Source organism: Flaviflexus sp., assembly GCF_052087705.1.
Lineage (GTDB): Bacteria > Actinomycetota > Actinomycetes > Actinomycetales > Actinomycetaceae > Flaviflexus > Flaviflexus ciconiae.
Genome location: NZ_JBQCYC010000004.1, coordinates 110,141 through 125,864, shown reverse-complemented (window position 1 = coordinate 125,864; position 15,724 = coordinate 110,141). Strand labels below are relative to the sequence as shown.

General features: G+C 62.1%; 14 protein-coding genes. All 14 read left to right on the top strand.

The window, feature by feature from the left end:
- Positions 1 to 5: 5 nt before the first annotated feature.
- Positions 6 to 1,211, top strand: coding sequence for a DNA polymerase IV (gene dinB / locus ACTHUY_RS03725; RefSeq protein WP_441675016.1), 1,206 nt, complete (start codon positions 6 to 8; stop codon positions 1,209 to 1,211).
- A gap of 29 nt (positions 1,212 to 1,240) precedes the next feature.
- Positions 1,241 to 1,612: a DUF3040 domain-containing protein gene (locus ACTHUY_RS03720; RefSeq protein ID WP_126703020.1), complete on the top strand. Its 372-nt coding sequence runs from the start codon at positions 1,241 to 1,243 to the stop codon at positions 1,610 to 1,612.
- Between the two features lie 207 nt (positions 1,613 to 1,819).
- The gene (gene mraZ, locus ACTHUY_RS03715; RefSeq protein WP_126703021.1) at positions 1,820 to 2,251 is read left to right on the top strand and encodes a division/cell wall cluster transcriptional repressor MraZ; all 432 of its coding nucleotides are present in this window, start codon (positions 1,820 to 1,822) and stop codon (positions 2,249 to 2,251) included.
- A gap of 116 nt (positions 2,252 to 2,367) precedes the next feature.
- Positions 2,368 to 3,312, top strand: coding sequence for a 16S rRNA (cytosine(1402)-N(4))-methyltransferase RsmH (gene rsmH / locus ACTHUY_RS03710; RefSeq protein ID WP_441654527.1), 945 nt, complete (start codon positions 2,368 to 2,370; stop codon positions 3,310 to 3,312).
- The gene (locus ACTHUY_RS03705) at positions 3,309 to 3,710 is read left to right on the top strand and encodes a hypothetical protein (RefSeq protein ID WP_441654526.1); all 402 of its coding nucleotides are present in this window, start codon (positions 3,309 to 3,311) and stop codon (positions 3,708 to 3,710) included. The genes rsmH and ACTHUY_RS03705 overlap by 4 nt, the downstream gene beginning before the upstream one ends.
- A gap of 8 nt (positions 3,711 to 3,718) precedes the next feature.
- Positions 3,719 to 5,620 (top strand): peptidoglycan D,D-transpeptidase FtsI family protein, encoded by a 1,902-nt coding sequence (locus ACTHUY_RS03700; RefSeq protein WP_441675019.1) that lies wholly within the window; start codon positions 3,719 to 3,721, stop codon positions 5,618 to 5,620.
- Positions 5,617 to 7,113 (top strand): UDP-N-acetylmuramoyl-L-alanyl-D-glutamate--2,6-diaminopimelate ligase, encoded by a 1,497-nt coding sequence (locus ACTHUY_RS03695; protein WP_441654524.1) that lies wholly within the window; start codon positions 5,617 to 5,619, stop codon positions 7,111 to 7,113. The genes ACTHUY_RS03700 and ACTHUY_RS03695 overlap by 4 nt, the downstream gene beginning before the upstream one ends.
- On the top strand, positions 7,110 to 8,501 hold the full coding sequence (locus ACTHUY_RS03690) for a UDP-N-acetylmuramoyl-tripeptide--D-alanyl-D-alanine ligase (protein ID WP_441654523.1): 1,392 nt from the start codon (positions 7,110 to 7,112) through the stop codon (positions 8,499 to 8,501). Before ACTHUY_RS03695 ends, ACTHUY_RS03690 begins: the two co-directional genes overlap by 4 nt.
- Complete coding sequence (mraY, locus tag ACTHUY_RS03685; RefSeq protein ID WP_441654522.1) at positions 8,495 to 9,580, top strand: phospho-N-acetylmuramoyl-pentapeptide-transferase; 1,086 nt, start codon at positions 8,495 to 8,497, stop codon at positions 9,578 to 9,580. The genes ACTHUY_RS03690 and mraY overlap by 7 nt, the downstream gene beginning before the upstream one ends.
- A 5-nt stretch (positions 9,581 to 9,585) precedes the next feature.
- A complete protein-coding gene (gene murD, locus ACTHUY_RS03680) occupies positions 9,586 to 10,989 on the top strand; it encodes a UDP-N-acetylmuramoyl-L-alanine--D-glutamate ligase (RefSeq protein ID WP_441654521.1) in 1,404 nt (467 codons plus the stop codon).
- 3 nt (positions 10,990 to 10,992) lie between these two features.
- Positions 10,993 to 12,216 carry an FtsW/RodA/SpoVE family cell cycle protein gene (locus tag ACTHUY_RS03675; RefSeq protein ID WP_126703029.1) on the top strand — a complete coding sequence of 408 codons (1,224 nt, stop codon included), beginning with the start codon at positions 10,993 to 10,995 and terminating at the stop codon, positions 12,214 to 12,216.
- Positions 12,213 to 13,310 carry an undecaprenyldiphospho-muramoylpentapeptide beta-N-acetylglucosaminyltransferase gene (gene murG / locus ACTHUY_RS03670; protein WP_441654519.1) on the top strand — a complete coding sequence of 366 codons (1,098 nt, stop codon included), beginning with the start codon at positions 12,213 to 12,215 and terminating at the stop codon, positions 13,308 to 13,310. Before ACTHUY_RS03675 ends, murG begins: the two co-directional genes overlap by 4 nt.
- Positions 13,307 to 14,656: a UDP-N-acetylmuramate--L-alanine ligase gene (gene murC, locus ACTHUY_RS03665; RefSeq protein ID WP_441654518.1), complete on the top strand. Its 1,350-nt coding sequence runs from the start codon at positions 13,307 to 13,309 to the stop codon at positions 14,654 to 14,656. The genes murG and murC overlap by 4 nt, the downstream gene beginning before the upstream one ends.
- On the top strand, positions 14,653 to 15,678 hold the full coding sequence (locus ACTHUY_RS03660) for an FtsQ-type POTRA domain-containing protein (protein WP_441654517.1): 1,026 nt from the start codon (positions 14,653 to 14,655) through the stop codon (positions 15,676 to 15,678). Before murC ends, ACTHUY_RS03660 begins: the two co-directional genes overlap by 4 nt.
- The last annotated feature ends 46 nt before the right edge of the window (positions 15,679 to 15,724 follow it).

Below are 15,724 nucleotides of genomic sequence, written 5' to 3'. Positions count from 1 at the left end.
GTGTCATGTCTCGGGCTCCCAGATCCCAGGCGGCTCGCCGCATGAGAGGCGGAGACGACTCTCAAACGCCGATCCTCCACGTCGACATGGATGCTTTCTTCGTCGAGGTGGAACTTCTGGAAAGGCCCCATCTGCGCGGACTTCCCGTTGCGGTTGGCGGTGCAGAGCGCGGTGTCGTCACGTCCGCGTCCTACGAGGCGCGCGCCTTCGGTGTGAATTCGGCTATGCCCGTGGGGCAGGCAAAGCGGCTGTGCCCGAACCTCATCATGATCCCCGTGCGGCACGGAATCTATTCGACCGTGTCCCGCAGGGTCATGGAGATCCTGGGAGAATTTACTCCGCTCCTTGAGCAGATCTCGGTCGACGAAGCGTTTCTCGACGTGTCGGGGGACCGCAAACACTCTCCCGTTCAGATTGCGCAAGAGATTCGCCGCCGGGTCCGCGAGCAGGAGGGCGTGCCCGCCTCCGTTGGGATCGCCGCAACAAAGCACGTGGCGAAGATTGCTTCCGCTCACGCGAAACCCGATGGTTTCCTGCTGGTTCCGAAAGGGCAGACGCAGGCGTTCTTGGATGATCTTCCGCTGGAAGCGATATGGGGAGTGGGAGAAGCGACCCGGACGAGGCTCCGCCAGCGGGGAATTAACTCCGTTGCCGACGTTCGGGAACTGTCCCGCGATGACTTTTCGCGGATGCTGGGTAAGTCCGGTGTGAAGCTCTGGGAGCTTGCCAACGGAATTGACCCCCGGCAGGTTGTCACAACCCGGGTGGAGAAATCGATCGGTAAGGAAGAAACCTACTTTGAGCTGTTAACCGACCGTTCCGAAGTTGAAGCCAGGATGCTTGACCAGTCTCACGCCTGCGCCGGAAGGCTGCGAGACCGGGGTTTTGTGGCGTGGCGGGTCAGCATCAAGGTGCGGGATGCCTCGTTTACGACCATCACCCGCTCGCACACCCTTCCCACCCCCACGAACCTCGCATCGGAGATTTACCGAGTCGCTGCTTCGCTGTTGGAGATGCCCAAAGATGGGGTGCGGCTCATCGGTGTTCGCGTGGAAAACCTTGAGGAGGGGGAGAGCTCCCAGGCGACCCTGGAAGACGATGGGCGAGTGGAACAAGCTGAAAGAGCCCTGGATACTATCCGGAAGCGGTTTGGCACAGGGGTAGTGGGACCCGGCACTCTGCTATCACCTAAGGGTGATGAGCGGGTATGATGGACGATACAACGACTAGGAGGTCCCCCATGGCGCTGTCAGAATATGAGCAGAAGATGCTCGAACAGCTCGAAGAACAGCTGAGGGATGAAGATCCCAAGCTTGCCGAGTCATTCCAGCCTGTTCGCCAGGTGTCCCTCAAGAGACTCGTTCTCGGTCTCTTCATTGTCGTTGCCGGCCTCGGCATTCTCGTTGCTGCGGTCGCTTTCTCCATGAGCTGGGTCGGAATCATTGGATTCGTTGTCATGCTCGGTGGAGCCCTCTACATCTTCTCCGGCCCGATCGGCGTATCGTCCGGACCTAAGGTCAGCGCGGGAGCACAGGCTTCCAGCACCAAGGAATCTTTTATGGCGCGCCAGCAAGAAATGTGGGAGCGCCGCAGGGACCAGGACGGCAGGTAGCCCTCCACTTCCCTCCACGTCGCGAAGAGCCCGGCCTCGGCCGGGTTTTTTCGTGCCTGAAAATAGGCTGATAGTCTCTTTTTCCCTCCACTGCCTTTTTGGGCTAAAAACTGCCAAAATCTCCAGGTCAGAACGGTGATTCGCGGTTGCGCGTGGAGGAAAGTGGGGTAAAGTGGGGCGCAGTGATAGCCGGGGGAGGTGTGTCAGATGTTCCTAGGGACCTTCGAGCCGAAGCTCGACGACAAGGGACGACTGATTCTGCCTGCCAAGTACCGCGACCAGCTCGCGGACGGAATGGTTATCACCCGCGGCCAAGAACGCTGCCTCTACGTGTTCGAAGTCGACGAGTTCATGCAGATGCAGGAGCAGGCCCGGAAGGCACCGCTCTCGAACAAGGAGGCGCGCAACTACCTGCGCGTGTTCCTCTCGGGAGCTGTCGACCAGGAACCTGACCGGCAGGGACGGATCTCCATCCCTGCCAACCTGCGGGCGTATGCGGGACTTGACCGGGACCTCGCCGTCATTGGCGCGGGCAACCGGGTTGAGATCTGGGACCTCGCCGCCTGGAACACGTTCCTGGAAGAGCAGGAAGCTGCGTTCGCGGACCGAGATGACGAGATCATCCCGGGACTCTTGTAGCCCCGGGGCGGCGGCCCCTTCCCGTGGTTCTGGCTTCATTCCCCACTGCCAGAGATACGGGAAGGGACCACTGTCAGACAGCAGAAATAACTGGGAAGAAAGAACTGGGAGGTGTCATGAGCGCAGCGGATCTGCATGTACCCGTCCTACTGGACACCTGCATGGACCTACTCGCCCCCGCACTTTCCGAATCATCCCTTTTCATTGATGCGACCCTCGGCATGGGAGGCCACACCGAAGCTGCTCTCACCCGCTTTCCACACATCCAGGCCGTCGGTATCGACCGCGACCCGGCAGCAATCGCCCTTGCCTCCGAGCGGCTCGCGCCGTTTCGAGACCGGTTCACGGCCGAGCATGTTGAATATGACTCGATGGACGAGGTCGTTGCCAAGCACGGCAAGCCGATGGGAATCCTCATGGATCTCGGAGTGTCCTCACTCCAGCTCGATGACGCGAGCCGCGGCTTCGCCTATGCGCAGGATGCGCCACTCGACATGAGGATGGATACCTCCCAGGGGCAGACTGCCCAGGAGCTGATCTCCACCTCCTCACACGGTGAGCTTGCTCGGATCATCTCGGTCTACGGCGAGGAACGCTTCGCGGGCAAGATCGCCTCGAAGATCATGAACCATCCCGACCGGCACAACCTGACGACGAGTCAGCTTGCCGATCTCGTGAAGGAAGCGATCCCGGCAGCGGCCCGCCGCACGGGAGGCAACCCCGCAAAGAGGACGTTCCAGGCCCTGCGGATCGCGGTCAACGACGAGATGGTGATCCTGGAGCGGGCGATCCCGATGGCAATGGATTGCCTCGAAGTCGGCGGCCGCCTTGTTGTGGAGTCCTATCACTCGCTCGAGGATCGGATCGTCAAGAAGGCTATGCAGGCGGGATCGACCTCCAGTACGCCCCTCGACCTTCCCGTTGACATCGACAAGCCCCCGTTCAAACTTCTTACCCCCAAGGCCATTCAGGCAGACGACAAAGAAAGACTGGCAAACCCGCGCTCCGCCTCGGTACGCGTGCGAGCCTGCGAGAAACTCAGCGAAGGACGACGTTCATGAGCGCAACAGCAACGGCAACTGCACCAGCTCGCCCGGCCCGCCGGCCAGTCGTCACTGGACTGCCCTCGATACAGGTAGTACCAAGCCCCGCACCGATACGGGGCTTTATCGCGGCCACCATCGCCTGCATACTCCTGTTCTGCGGGGCACTAGCCACCGTGTTCTACCTCAATACTTCGATGGTCGAAGGCGCCTACCACATTCAGGAACAGCAGGTTCTTCTCAATGATCTCGCTGACACTCGGAACACTCTGCAGGATGAGATTTCGGAGGCGTCAACGGCCGTTGCTCTGCGGGATCGTGCGGAAGAAATGGGGCTGGTCCCAGCCACAGAGATACGTCACGTTGACCTCGGCGCAGGTGTCGTTACCGGTGGTAGCGACGACAACGCGCAATAATGGCAGACGTGAGTACCACGTCCAAGCCCAAACGGCGCTCGCCTCTTCGCCGACTCCGTGAGAGGCTCAGCGTCAAGAACAGCTTCGTTTCGAGGCTGAAACCGATCGTCGGTATTTTCCTCGTGGGCGTGATCCTCTTGAGCGTTCGCCTCGTCGACCTTCAGGTCGTTCGGGCCGACACGCTTTCCGAAACTGCCGTCCAGCACCGCTCCCGCACCTACACACTTCCTGCCGAACGTGGCCAGATCCTCGATGCCAATGGGAACGTTCTTGCCGTGTCGCGAGAACGTTACAACGTTGCCGTCAACCAGAACCTCATCGAGGAATACGTGCGTAGGGACGAGGAAGGGAACGTGATCGGCCGAGGGGCTCCCGCAGCCGCTGCCGTTCTTTCCCCAATTCTCGATATTGAAGAGGCCCGGCTCGCCGGAATCCTCTACGGTGGGGAAAAGAAGTCGACATGGCGGTACATTGCCCGCGACATCTCTCCGGAAGTGTGGCGCCAAATCAACTCTTACGGGATTCCCGGAATCGAACCAGAGCAGTTCATGCGCAGGGAATACCCGAACAACCGAGTGGGCGCCTCCACCCTCGGCTTCCTCGGCGAAGACGATGCTGGCAATATTGGTGGTCAGGCGGGGATTGAGCGGACCATGGATGACGTCCTGACCGGAGAGGACGGGTCGCTGACCGTCGAGATCTCCCGCTCCGGTGCCGTTATCCCCACCGGGCGCACCATCGAAGAACCCGCCACCCACGGCGCTTCCGTGACGCTCACGTCCGATGTCGACCTGCAGTATGCCCTGGACGAGACGCTCCAGCGTTCGGTTGAGGAACAGGGCGCCGAGTGGGGTTCTGCGATCGCTATCGAGGTGGCGACCGGACGTGTTCTCGCGCTATCCGACACCCATACCTTCGATCCGGAGAATCCCGACGCCGGTGGATCGATCGGATCCCGTGCCGTACAGACGCCCGTCGAGCCCGGCTCTTCCGGCAAGCTTATGACGTTCGCAATGACACTGGACCAGGACGCGGTCACCCCGCTCACGCTCTTCCCAGTCTCGTCGACGATCACCATGCCGAACGGCGAAACGATTCGCGATAATGACCCGCACCCGTCGGAGAACATGACAGTTGCAGGTATTCTCGCGAAGTCGTACAACACCGGCCTCATCCAGATCGGTGACACGATTTCGGACGAGACCCGCTACGACTACATGAAGGCCTTCGGCATTGGGGAACGCACCGGAATCGAACTGCCCGCCGAGTCGCCCGGTATCCTGTCCCACTACACGACGTGGGGTGACCGCACGAGGTACACGACCATGTTTGGCCAGGCCTACGCACTCACCACAGCCCAGCTGGGGCAGATGGTGGCAACAATCGGTAACGACGGCGTACGCAACGACCTGCACATCATTGATTCCATTACGTACGCGGATGGCACGGTCGAGCCGACCATTGTTGACGACCCCGTACAGGTTCTTGACCCCGAGACGTCGGAAGAAATGCTGGAGATCATGCAGGCCGTTACCGAATCCGGCTCAACCGGATACTATGCTCGGATCCCCGGATACAACGTGGCTGGTAAGACCGGTACGGCGCAGATGGCGGACGAGACCGGCCAACTCAACGACCGCGTCGGCACGTTTGCGGGATTAATCCCCGCCGAGGACCCCCAAATCGCTATCGCCGTCGTTGTCTATAACGGTAATGGCCCCGGTTACGGCAGCGAAACAGCAGCACCCGTCTTTGGTGAATTCGGTGCTTTCGCCGTCCGTCACCTCGGCATCCCGCCCTCAACGACACCACTCGTCCAGTACCCCTGGACGGAAACGGAACTCAACTATGCGGAGGGCGAGGGTCTCCTCACCGAGGGCGGAACTTACAGGGAGTACACGGACCGATGAAACTTCACGAACTAGCCAACTATGGCCTCGAGGTCCGTGGCGACTGCGACATCAACGGCGTCGTCTCCGATAACCGGGATGTCAAGCCCGGCGACCTGTTCGCGGGTGTTCCCGGCGAACGCGTTCACGGTGCCCGCTTTGCCCAGGACGCCATCGACCGCGGTGCGGCCGCGATCCTCACGGACGCTGCCGGGCTGGAGCACGTGCCGGACGGCTTCCCCGTCGTCATTGCCACCGACGTGGCGGGTATTCTCGGCTCCGTCGCTTCCCTAGCCTACGGGGAACCCACCAAGCACTTGCGGAGCTTTGGCGTGACCGGAACGAACGGCAAAACCACAACCGCCTACATGCTTGAGCACATCCTCTCCAAGCTGGGCTCAACGGTTGGCCTCATCGGCACCATTGCCCTACAGATCGCCGGCCGCGAGGTCCCCGCTAAGCTCACCACCCCTCAGCCCGCCGACCTGCAACGTTTCCTCAGCCAGCTCGTCCAAGCTGGTGGAAGCGATGTGGTCATGGAGGTCTCCTCCCATGCGCTGGCTCAGCGCAGGACCGACCCCATCGTTTACACGGTTGCGGGATTCACGAACCTGACCCAGGACCACCTGGATTACCACGACACCATCGAGGAATACTTCGAAGCCAAGGCACTGCTGTTTTCCGCTGACAAGTCGCAAACCGCCGTGCTGTGGACCGACGACGAATACGGCAGCAAGCTCCATGAGCGACTTCTTGACGAGGGCCGCGATGTGCTGTGGGTGGGTCGTACGATCCGCCCGGGCATGGGATGGCAGGTGGAAGGCGACGCTTCCTTCACTCTGACCGGTCACGGTCACGACCCTGCCGGGGCTGGCCTCAGGAACGCGGTGAGCCACGGCGACCGAGCCGATAACGTGTACGAGTGCCGAACCGGCCTGCCGGGAGAGTTCAACGTTGCGAACGCCGCACTCGCCGCAGCCATGGTCCTCGCAGCAGACATCCCCGGCACCCGCGACGCCATTGCCGACATCACCCCGGTTATACCGGGTCGCATGGAAGTGCTCGCTAAACGCCCCCGAGTGATTGTCGACTTCGCACACAACGCGGATGCTCTCGAGAAGGCCATGTCGTCCCTGCGGGAAGATACGGCGGGCCGCCTCATTACCCTGACCGGTTCGGCAGGGGACCGCGACGCTGTCAAACGCCCCATCATGGGCAGGGTTGTCGCCGAAGGTTCCGATGTTTTCTACCTGACCGACGATGATCCGCACAGCGAGGATCCCGCGAAGATCCGAGCCGAGATACGTGCAGGCGCGGAGGGACTCGTGGAGATCGTGGAGATCGGGGATCGCGCCGAGGCTATTCACGCCGCGATCGCCGACGCGAAGGACGAGGACACCGTTCTTCTCGCCGGTCGCGGACACGAGACGATTCAAGATGTCGACGGAGTCGAGATTGAGCTCGATGACCGCGTGGAAGCGAGAGCCGCTCTCGCAAGGAGGCATGGGCAATGATCCCCGTTTCGCTCAACCAGATTGCTATGGATACACGGGGACGCCTCCTCGCGGAGGGCTCCGGTGACACTATTGCCGCATCGGTCACCATCGATTCCCGCACGGTTGCCGGTGGCGCCCTCTTCGTCGCGATCCCCGGAGAGCGGGTCAACGGCCACGATTTCGCGAAGGCCGCCCTCGACGGCGGGGCCGCTGGAGTGCTCGTCGAGGACCCGGATCGGGCTGTTGCAAACGGCGCCGACCCCGCACGACTCATTGCGGTTCCCTCTACTCAGGATGCGTTGGGACATCTTGCTCGGGCATCTCTGCGCCGAATCCGGGAGGTTGCCAACCCGCTCGTTGTCGGCGTGACCGGTTCTGTTGGTAAAACAACAACGAAGGATCTGCTTGCCACGCTTCTGGAGCCGCGCGGACCCATCATTGCGCCCCCCGGTTCCTTCAACAACGAGCTCGGGCTACCGCTGACGGTGCTCCGAGCCGACGAGAACACCGCCACCCTCGTGCTGGAAATGGGAGCGGACAAGATCGGTAACCTCGAGCACCTGACCGATATTGCCCCGCTCGACATCGGTGTTGTCCTCGCGGTTGCGCGCGCCCACCTCGGCGAATTCGGTGGCATCGAGAACGTTGCAAAGGCAAAATCCGAACTGGTCTCGGGAATTCTGCCCGAGGGCGTAGCGATCTTGAACGCCGATGATCACCGGGTTGCCGCCATGTCCTCCAAGGCACATAAGGTGGTCACCTTCTCCGCCACCGGCAGTGGCGACGTCACCGCGTCCGACATCGCACTCGGAGACGATGGCAGGGCGTCCTTCACCCTCGGACACGGTGGGAGCACCGCATCGGTTTCCCTTGGCCTTGTGGGCGAGCACCACGTATCGAACGCTCTGGCGGCCGCGGCCGTTGGCATTGTGAGCGGCATGGACCTAACTGAGATCGCCGAGCGTCTCGGCGGCGTTGGCGCCGCATCTCCGCACCGGATGGACGTGTGGCAGTCGGGGGACCTGACCGTCATTGACGATTCCTACAACGCGAACCCGGATTCGATGAGGGCGGGAATCAGGGCCCTCTCTCAACTTGGGAAAGGCCCGAAGGTTGCCGTTCTCGGTGCCATGCTCGAACTTGGTGAAGAATCGGATGCTGAGCACACGAGCGTCGGCCTTGAACTGGGTCAGCTGGGAATCGACACGCTTGTCGCGGTAGGAGCTCCTGCGCTCGCTGAAGGTGCCCGTCAGGCCAATGTTTCCGCGGTAGACGTGACCGATATTGAATCGGCCTGGCCGGTCGTCCTCTCACTGGCTGGCCAATCAGGCACTATTCTGTTGAAAGGCTCGAACGGTTCAAAGATCTGGCAGCTTGCTGACCGGCTGAAGGAGGAGATGTGCTAAGCATCATGGTGGCCATGGGAGTGGCGATGGTTATCTCCCTGTTTGGCACCCCCCTGTTTATCAAACTCCTCGTTAATAAGCAGTACGGACAGTTCATTCGCCAGGATGGTCCGACCAGCCACCTGACCAAGCGTGGCACGCCCACCATGGGTGGCGTTGTCATCATCCTTGCCGCGGTGCTTGCCTACGCCATTGCGAATATTGTGGCGGGTCGTATGCCGGGGGCCTCCGGCTGGCTTCTCCTGTTCCTCATGGTCGGCATGGGATTCATCGGCTTCCTTGATGACTACATCAAGATCACGAACCAGAGATCCCTTGGCCTGAAGCCGATGGGCAAGATCATTGGCCAAGCCCTCGTCGGTATTCTGTTCGCGGTCCTCGCCCTCCAGTTCCGCAATGATGATTTCCGAACACCCGCCTCCATGCGGATCTCAATTGTTCGAGACACCGACATGACGCTGGCGTTCGCCGGTGCCGGTATCGGCCTCGTTCTCTTTGTTATTTGGGCGAACTTCCTCATCACGGCCTGGTCGAATGCAGTGAACTTGACCGACGGCCTCGACGGACTGGCAACCGGCGCCTCCATGATTGCTTTCGGCGCCTACACGATTATCACAATCTGGCAGTCGAACCAGTCCTGCCTGTCCCTCCTCGACCCGTCGACGGGATGCTACGAGGTCAGGGACCCCCGCGATCTCGCGATGATCTGTGCGGCAATCGTTGGTGCCTGCTTTGGCTTCCTCTGGTGGAACGCATCTCCGGCCCAGATCTTCATGGGCGACACCGGTTCCCTCGCGCTGGGCGCCGCCTTCGCAGGCGTCTCGATCCTGTCCCGCACCGAGATCCTCGCGGTCCTCCTCGGCGGCCTCTTCGTCATCATCGTCTTCTCCGACATCATTCAAATCGGGGTCTTCAAAGCCACCGGCAAACGCGTGTTTAGGATGGCGCCATTGCACCACCACTTTGAGCTCAAGGGCTGGGGCGAGGTTACGATCGTTATTCGCTTCTGGATCGTTGCGGCCCTTCTCGCGGCCCTCGGTGGCGGCCTGTTCTACACCGAATGGTTGGCGCTCCAGTGAGGCACGTGCCGCGCAACTCCGACTTCGATTCCGTCCGCATCGCCGTCATCGGCATGGGGGTAACCGGCCGCGCCGTCAGCGCGGCCCTGGCCGCCCACACGGGGGCGGAGGTCTCAGAATGGGACGGCCGGGGTGATGATGCCGGGGCCAAGCTCCTCACTCCCGAGGCGCTCCTTGAATGGCGTCCGGATATTGCGGTGGTCTCTCCTGGGATTCCCGCCGTGGGTGACATCTACGAGGCTCTCACGGCCTACAAGATTCCGATCTGGTCGGAAATAGAGCTGGCCTGGCATCTGCGGTCCCGGGACGAGAACGGTGAAGCCGCCCCCTGGCTGGCCATCACCGGTACGAACGGGAAGACCACGACGGTGCAGATGACGGCGGCAATGGCGAACGAAGCGGGTTTTGATGCTCGCGCCGTTGGCAACGTTGGCGATCCGCTCATCACGTCCGTGACGGACGAGGAGGGCCCCAATCTCATCGCCCTCGAACTGTCATCTTTTCAGCTCCACTCTACGCATTCGATGTCTCCGCTAGCCGCGGGCTGCTTGAACATCGCCGATGATCATCTTGACTGGCATGGCTCCCGCGAGGCTTACCGAGCTGCCAAGGCCCGCGTATACGAAAACACTCGCGTTGCCTGCCTGTACCCGACCGCCGATCCGGTTGTGTCGGCGATGGTCGAAGATGCCGACGTTATCGAAGGGGCCCGAGCTATTGGGCTCACCATGGGAGTGCCCGCACCCGGTCAGATCGGTTTGGTCGAGGACATCGTGGCCGAGCGCGCCTTCGGCCCGGAGCGTTTCCATTCCGCCAATGAGCTGTTCCGTGTTTCCGACCTTCAGCACCTGTCCCACGGCGGCGTCCCCGTTCATCTTGTCCAGGACGCAATGATGGCGGCGGGGCTGGTTCGGGCGGCCGGAGCAGCCCCCGAGTCCGTCCAGCGCGCGCTTGTTTCGTTCAGTCTTGGAGGGCACCGGATTGAGACCGTGGCCGTGCATGATGGAATTACGTGGATCGACGATTCGAAGGCGACCAACGCCCACGCCGCACGCGCCTCCATTTGGGCCCAAGCCGATCGGTCTGTCGTGTGGATTGTTGGTGGGGTTTTGAAGGGCGCGCGGCTCGACTCGCTTGTTGCCGACGTGGCATCGAAACTGAAGGGCGCTGTTGTCATCGGAACGGACCAGCAGCCGGTTGTTGAGGCACTGAAGTCGCAGGCCCCGGGCGTGCCCGTCACCGTCATCCCGCCTTCCTCCGATAAAGTCATGTCGGATGCTGTCGAGGCCGCACGGCGGCATGCCGGCCAGGCGGCAGTTGTCATGCTTGCACCAGCATGTGCCTCCTGGGATCAGTTCACGTCGTATGCCGATCGGGGCCAGCAGTTCGCCCGCGCAGTTTTGGAGTAGCCCATGAACGTCACACTCACCGCGAAGGATGAGCGGGCGAGGGACGTCATCCGGCACGCCATTGTTCTCGTTGTTTCGGCAACGCTGATCCTGACCGTGCTCGGCATCGTCATGGTCTTCTCCGCCACCTCGGTCACGTCGATCTCCCAGGCGGTTGTCTACGACAATCCGAGTGCCCGTTTCGCGGATGCGTCCCGGCAGCTAACCTTCGGCATCATCGGTCTTGTTCTCATGCCGATTGCCGCGGCAATACCGCCGTCCGTTTACAAATGGGCAGCCTGGCCAATCTTTATCGCGGCCCTCGGACTGCAGTCCCTGGTGCTTACACCGCTTGCTCATACGTCGCGCGGTAACAGCAACTGGGTGAACCTGGGCGGTATCACGGTCCAGCCGTCGGAGTTCCTGAAGCTCGCGGTTGCGCTCTGGCTCGCCGTCATTATTGGCAGGAAAACCCGCGAAGAAATGAAGAACCCTCGGCTCGTTGCCGTTCCCGCTGGAATTGGTGCCGTTGCGGCACTCGGCGGAGTTCTTGCCGGTAGGGACGTCGGCACCGCCATCATCTTTGTTCTCATGATTGGGCTCTGCTTCTGGCTGGCCGGGATCCCCTTCAAATGGGTTGCGGTTCTCGCCGTCGTGGTGGGAATCGTGGCGGTACTGCTTATCGCGGTGGAGGCGTCCCGTCTCAATCGCGTGCTCGACTACTTCGAGAATCTGTTCATCACTCCCGACATTTACGATCCGACCCAGTCGGAGTACGCGATGTGGGCGTTTGGAACCGGTGGCATCGGGGGAGTGGGACTCGGTGCTTCCAGAGAGAAGTGGAACTACCTTCCCGAAGCGCACAATGACTTCATCTTCGCGGTGATCGGTGAGGAACTTGGCCTGTTTGGTTGCCTCGCCGTGATCCTGCTCTTCCTCGTTCTCGGCTACGGCCTCGTCCAGATTGTCGCCTACCACAAGGAAATGTGGGTGCGCCTGTTTGTCGCCATGATTGCGATTTGGCTCGTGGGTCAGGCGATCCTCAATATGATGGTCGTGACGGGAGTCCTGCCGGTGTTCGGCGTGCCACTTCCGTTTATTTCCCAGGGTGGGTCGTCCCTGATCGCGTGTCTGCTGGCGATCGGCGTTGTCCTGTCCCTGGCTCTACGCCAGCCGGGTGTGGCGAAGTCGTTCCGCCTGCCCCGCGGTACCTTCCAGTCAACAGCGTCCCTGAGGAGCACACCGTGAAAGTCCTCGCAGCCGCCGGCGGAACCGCTGGCCACGTCAATCCCATGCTTGCCACGGCCGACCAGCTAGCCCGGCGGGGCCACGAGGTTCTCGCAGTGGGGACCAGGACCGGCCTCGAAGCGGAACTAGTACCAGCCGCGGGCCTTGAACTCTATCCCATTGCTCGCATCCCGCTCCCGCGCAAGCCTTCTGGCGATCTTTTCCGCCTGCCGGGCCGGCTCAAGGGAGCCGTCGATGACCTTCGCGGTGTCCTGAGAGACCGAAGTATCGATGCTGTTCTCGGGTTCGGTGGCTACGTTTCGGCACCGGCCTACCTGGCTGCGAGGCAAGAAAATGTCCCCGTGATCGTTCAGGAACAGAACGCCCGGCCAGGGATCGCAAATAAGCTGGGTGCCCGATGGGCGAAGGGAGTGGCCCTCACCTTTGAGCAGACCCCCCTGAAAGCCAAGAACGGGATGACCCGGGTGACCGGCCTGCCCTTGCGGGCGGAGATCAGCAAGCTTGCGGATGACCTGCGCGATGAGAAGCGGGCGCGCTTCCGCAGGGAAGTCGCGGCGGCCCGCTTCGGCCTTAACCCCGATGAGTCGATTGTCCTCGTCACGGGTGGGTCTTCCGGTGCACAGCGCATCAATACCGTCTTCTCCCAGGCCGGTAACGTCATCAACTCCCACGCCCAGGTCCTGCACGTCACAGGCAAGGGCAAGCTCACCGATATCGCCGATGGCACAGAAGGTGAGCGCTACCGACTCGTCGAGTATGTGTCGGACATGGAAGAGGCATACGCGATTGCGGACCTTGTGGTGACACGTGCCGGTGCAGGCATGGTGGCGGAGCTTGCTGCGCTCGGTATTCCCGCCGTCGTTGTCCCCTTGCCGATCGGCAACGGGGAGCAGTACCTCAACGCCAAGTCCGCGATCGACTCTGGCGCTTTCACTCATATTTCCAATGACGAGTTCAGTCCCGAGGCGGTACGTTCCGCAATCGTTCCCCTGCTCGACACCGCCGAACTTCGTCGGCGCAGGGAGATCCTCCTGGCGTCCGGGGTGGGCAACGGGGCGAGTGCCGTCGCCGATCTTGTTGAGGAGTCCCTGTGAAATTCCATCTCATCGGTATTGGCGGCGCCGGCATGGTGGCCGTCGCGGAGCTCCTCGCTGCTCGCGGTCAGGAAGTTGTGGGCTCCGATCGGGCCGAGTCTGACAACACGAGGCGGCTTGCCTCTCTCGGCATTGCGATCCACGTCGGTCACGACGCCGAGCACGTCGACCCCGATGCTGCCGTTGTCGTGTCCTCTGCAATTAAGGATGACAACCCGGAGTATGCGGTGGCGCGTCAGCGCGGCCAGCGGATACTTCACCGCTCCGAGGCGCTCGCGCTGGCGGCAACCGGGCTCGACTTTGTTGCCGTTGCCGGTGCGCATGGGAAGACGACAACGTCTGGAATGCTGGCCGTTGCCCTGCGGGAGGCGGGTTTGGACCCGTCCTACGCGGTCGGGTCGACCCTGCCCGGGGGCGCCTCCGGCGCATATCTGGGGGCCGGGGAAGTCTTCATCGCGGAGGCCGATGAGTCCGATGGGTCCTTCCTGAACTACACCCCGGCGATTGCAATCGTCACGAACGTTGAGCCCGATCACCTTGACCACCACGGCAGCGCCGAAGCATTCGAGGAATCCTTTGTCGAGTTTGCCAAGTGCCGTGTGAAGGGCGGGCTTCTCATCGGCTGTGCCGACGATGTTGGGTCGGCACGCCTTCTGCACTCTGCCGAGGGCAGGCGCTGGTCCTACGGAACGGGCGCTCGGGTTCCGGGAACCGAAGCCCACGTGTCACTGGAGATCACCGGCCCCGGGCAGGGCCGGGTCACGCTCATCACCGCTCGAGGGCCCTCCGTGAGTGCCACCCTGGACCTTGCCGTTCCAGGCGACCACATGCTACTGAACGCAGCCGGCGCGTGGGCTGCGGGCATTGAACTCGGTGTTGAAGCGGACCGGATGGCACGGGCACTCGGCAGGTTCACGGGAACCGGTCGGCGCTTCGAGAAGCGTGGCACCGTTCGCGACATTGTCGTTTACGACGACTACGCGCACCACCCGACTGAGGTTGCCGCAACAATTAGGGCCGCGGCGGAGGAAACCGAGGGCCGAATCGTCGTGCTCTTCCAGCCGCACCTGTACTCCAGAACCAAAGAGTTCTCCGCAGCGTTCGCGCGCTCGCTTGACTTGGCAGACGCCGTGGTTGTCACAGGCGTGTTCGGTGCCCGTGAAGAGCCCGTTCCCGGCATTGACGGCCACCTTATTGCCGACAAAATGGTGCGCGGCCAGTTCGTGGCCGACATGCACGAAGCGGCCCGCGAGGTCGCTCGCCTCGCCGAGCCCGGCGACCTCATCATGACCATGGGTGCGGGCAGCGTCACCTCGCTGGCCACGGAGATCCTGGAAGCCCTGTGAGGCCCCCGAAGAAACCCCGCCCGGTTACCCACCAGCGTCCGGGCCCCGTCCGCGAGGAGCGGCAGGCACCTCGCAAGGATCCGGCACCCCAAAAATCAAAGACCCCACGAGCCAAAACGACGAGGTCCGCCAATGCTGGTAAGCCGCGCCGCGAGGCGGAAGCGGCGGATCAGCCGATCGAAACGCATCCGGGCACGCCGGCTCGAAGCCTTCCGACGAGGCCGCGGCGCAAGCGGACGGAATCGGCGGCCCCCGAGATCCCGCTGCACGAGCACCGGAAGAAGTCTTCCGATCCGTATCCGTTGAGCTCGAAGATCGAGACCAAGAGGAAGGCGCGCCGCAAGAAGCTGCTCCTGCGAAGCCTCGCGCTCCTCACCGGTATCGCCATTGTCGCGGGCGTGGTGTGGGCGCTGTTCTTCTCCTCCCTGTTCACGGTCGACTCTGAGTCCATCGAGGTCGCGATCGACGATCCGGTTGGCATTGTTGACGAGACGGAGGTCCGGCAGATCGCGGAGACCGCGGTCGGTAAGCCGGTGTTGCGCATGCCGGGGGGAGAGATCGAGTCTGCACTGGAGGACCTCCCCGAGGTTCTTGATGCAACGGTGACAACGAGCTTCCCGAATGGAATGGCTGTCACGATTGATGCTCGGGAACCAATCGCCTGCGTTGGCACCTCCGATAGTTGCGTGGGCATTTCCGACGACGCGACCCAGATTGCGCTAACCCAGGAACAGCGGGACAGCCTGCCGAAGATCACGATGAATGTCGATTCCGATCGCGCACAGGCGCAACTCACCGGACTGATCGACGCAGTATCGACGCTTCCCGAGGATGTACGTGCACGGGTGCAGACCGCATCGGTGTCCGACAGCGGCCTCATCGAATTCCAGCTGGATGAGGGGCTCGTGAAGTGGGGGTCTTCCGAGCAGAACGAGAAGAAGGCTCGCATCATCGCGGTTCTTCTCGAACAATCTGCCGGAACCTACGACGTGACGAGCCCGGACGCACCCATCACCTACTGATCCGCGTGGGGCGTCCCCGGTCTTTTCCTGCCGGTAATGATCCACG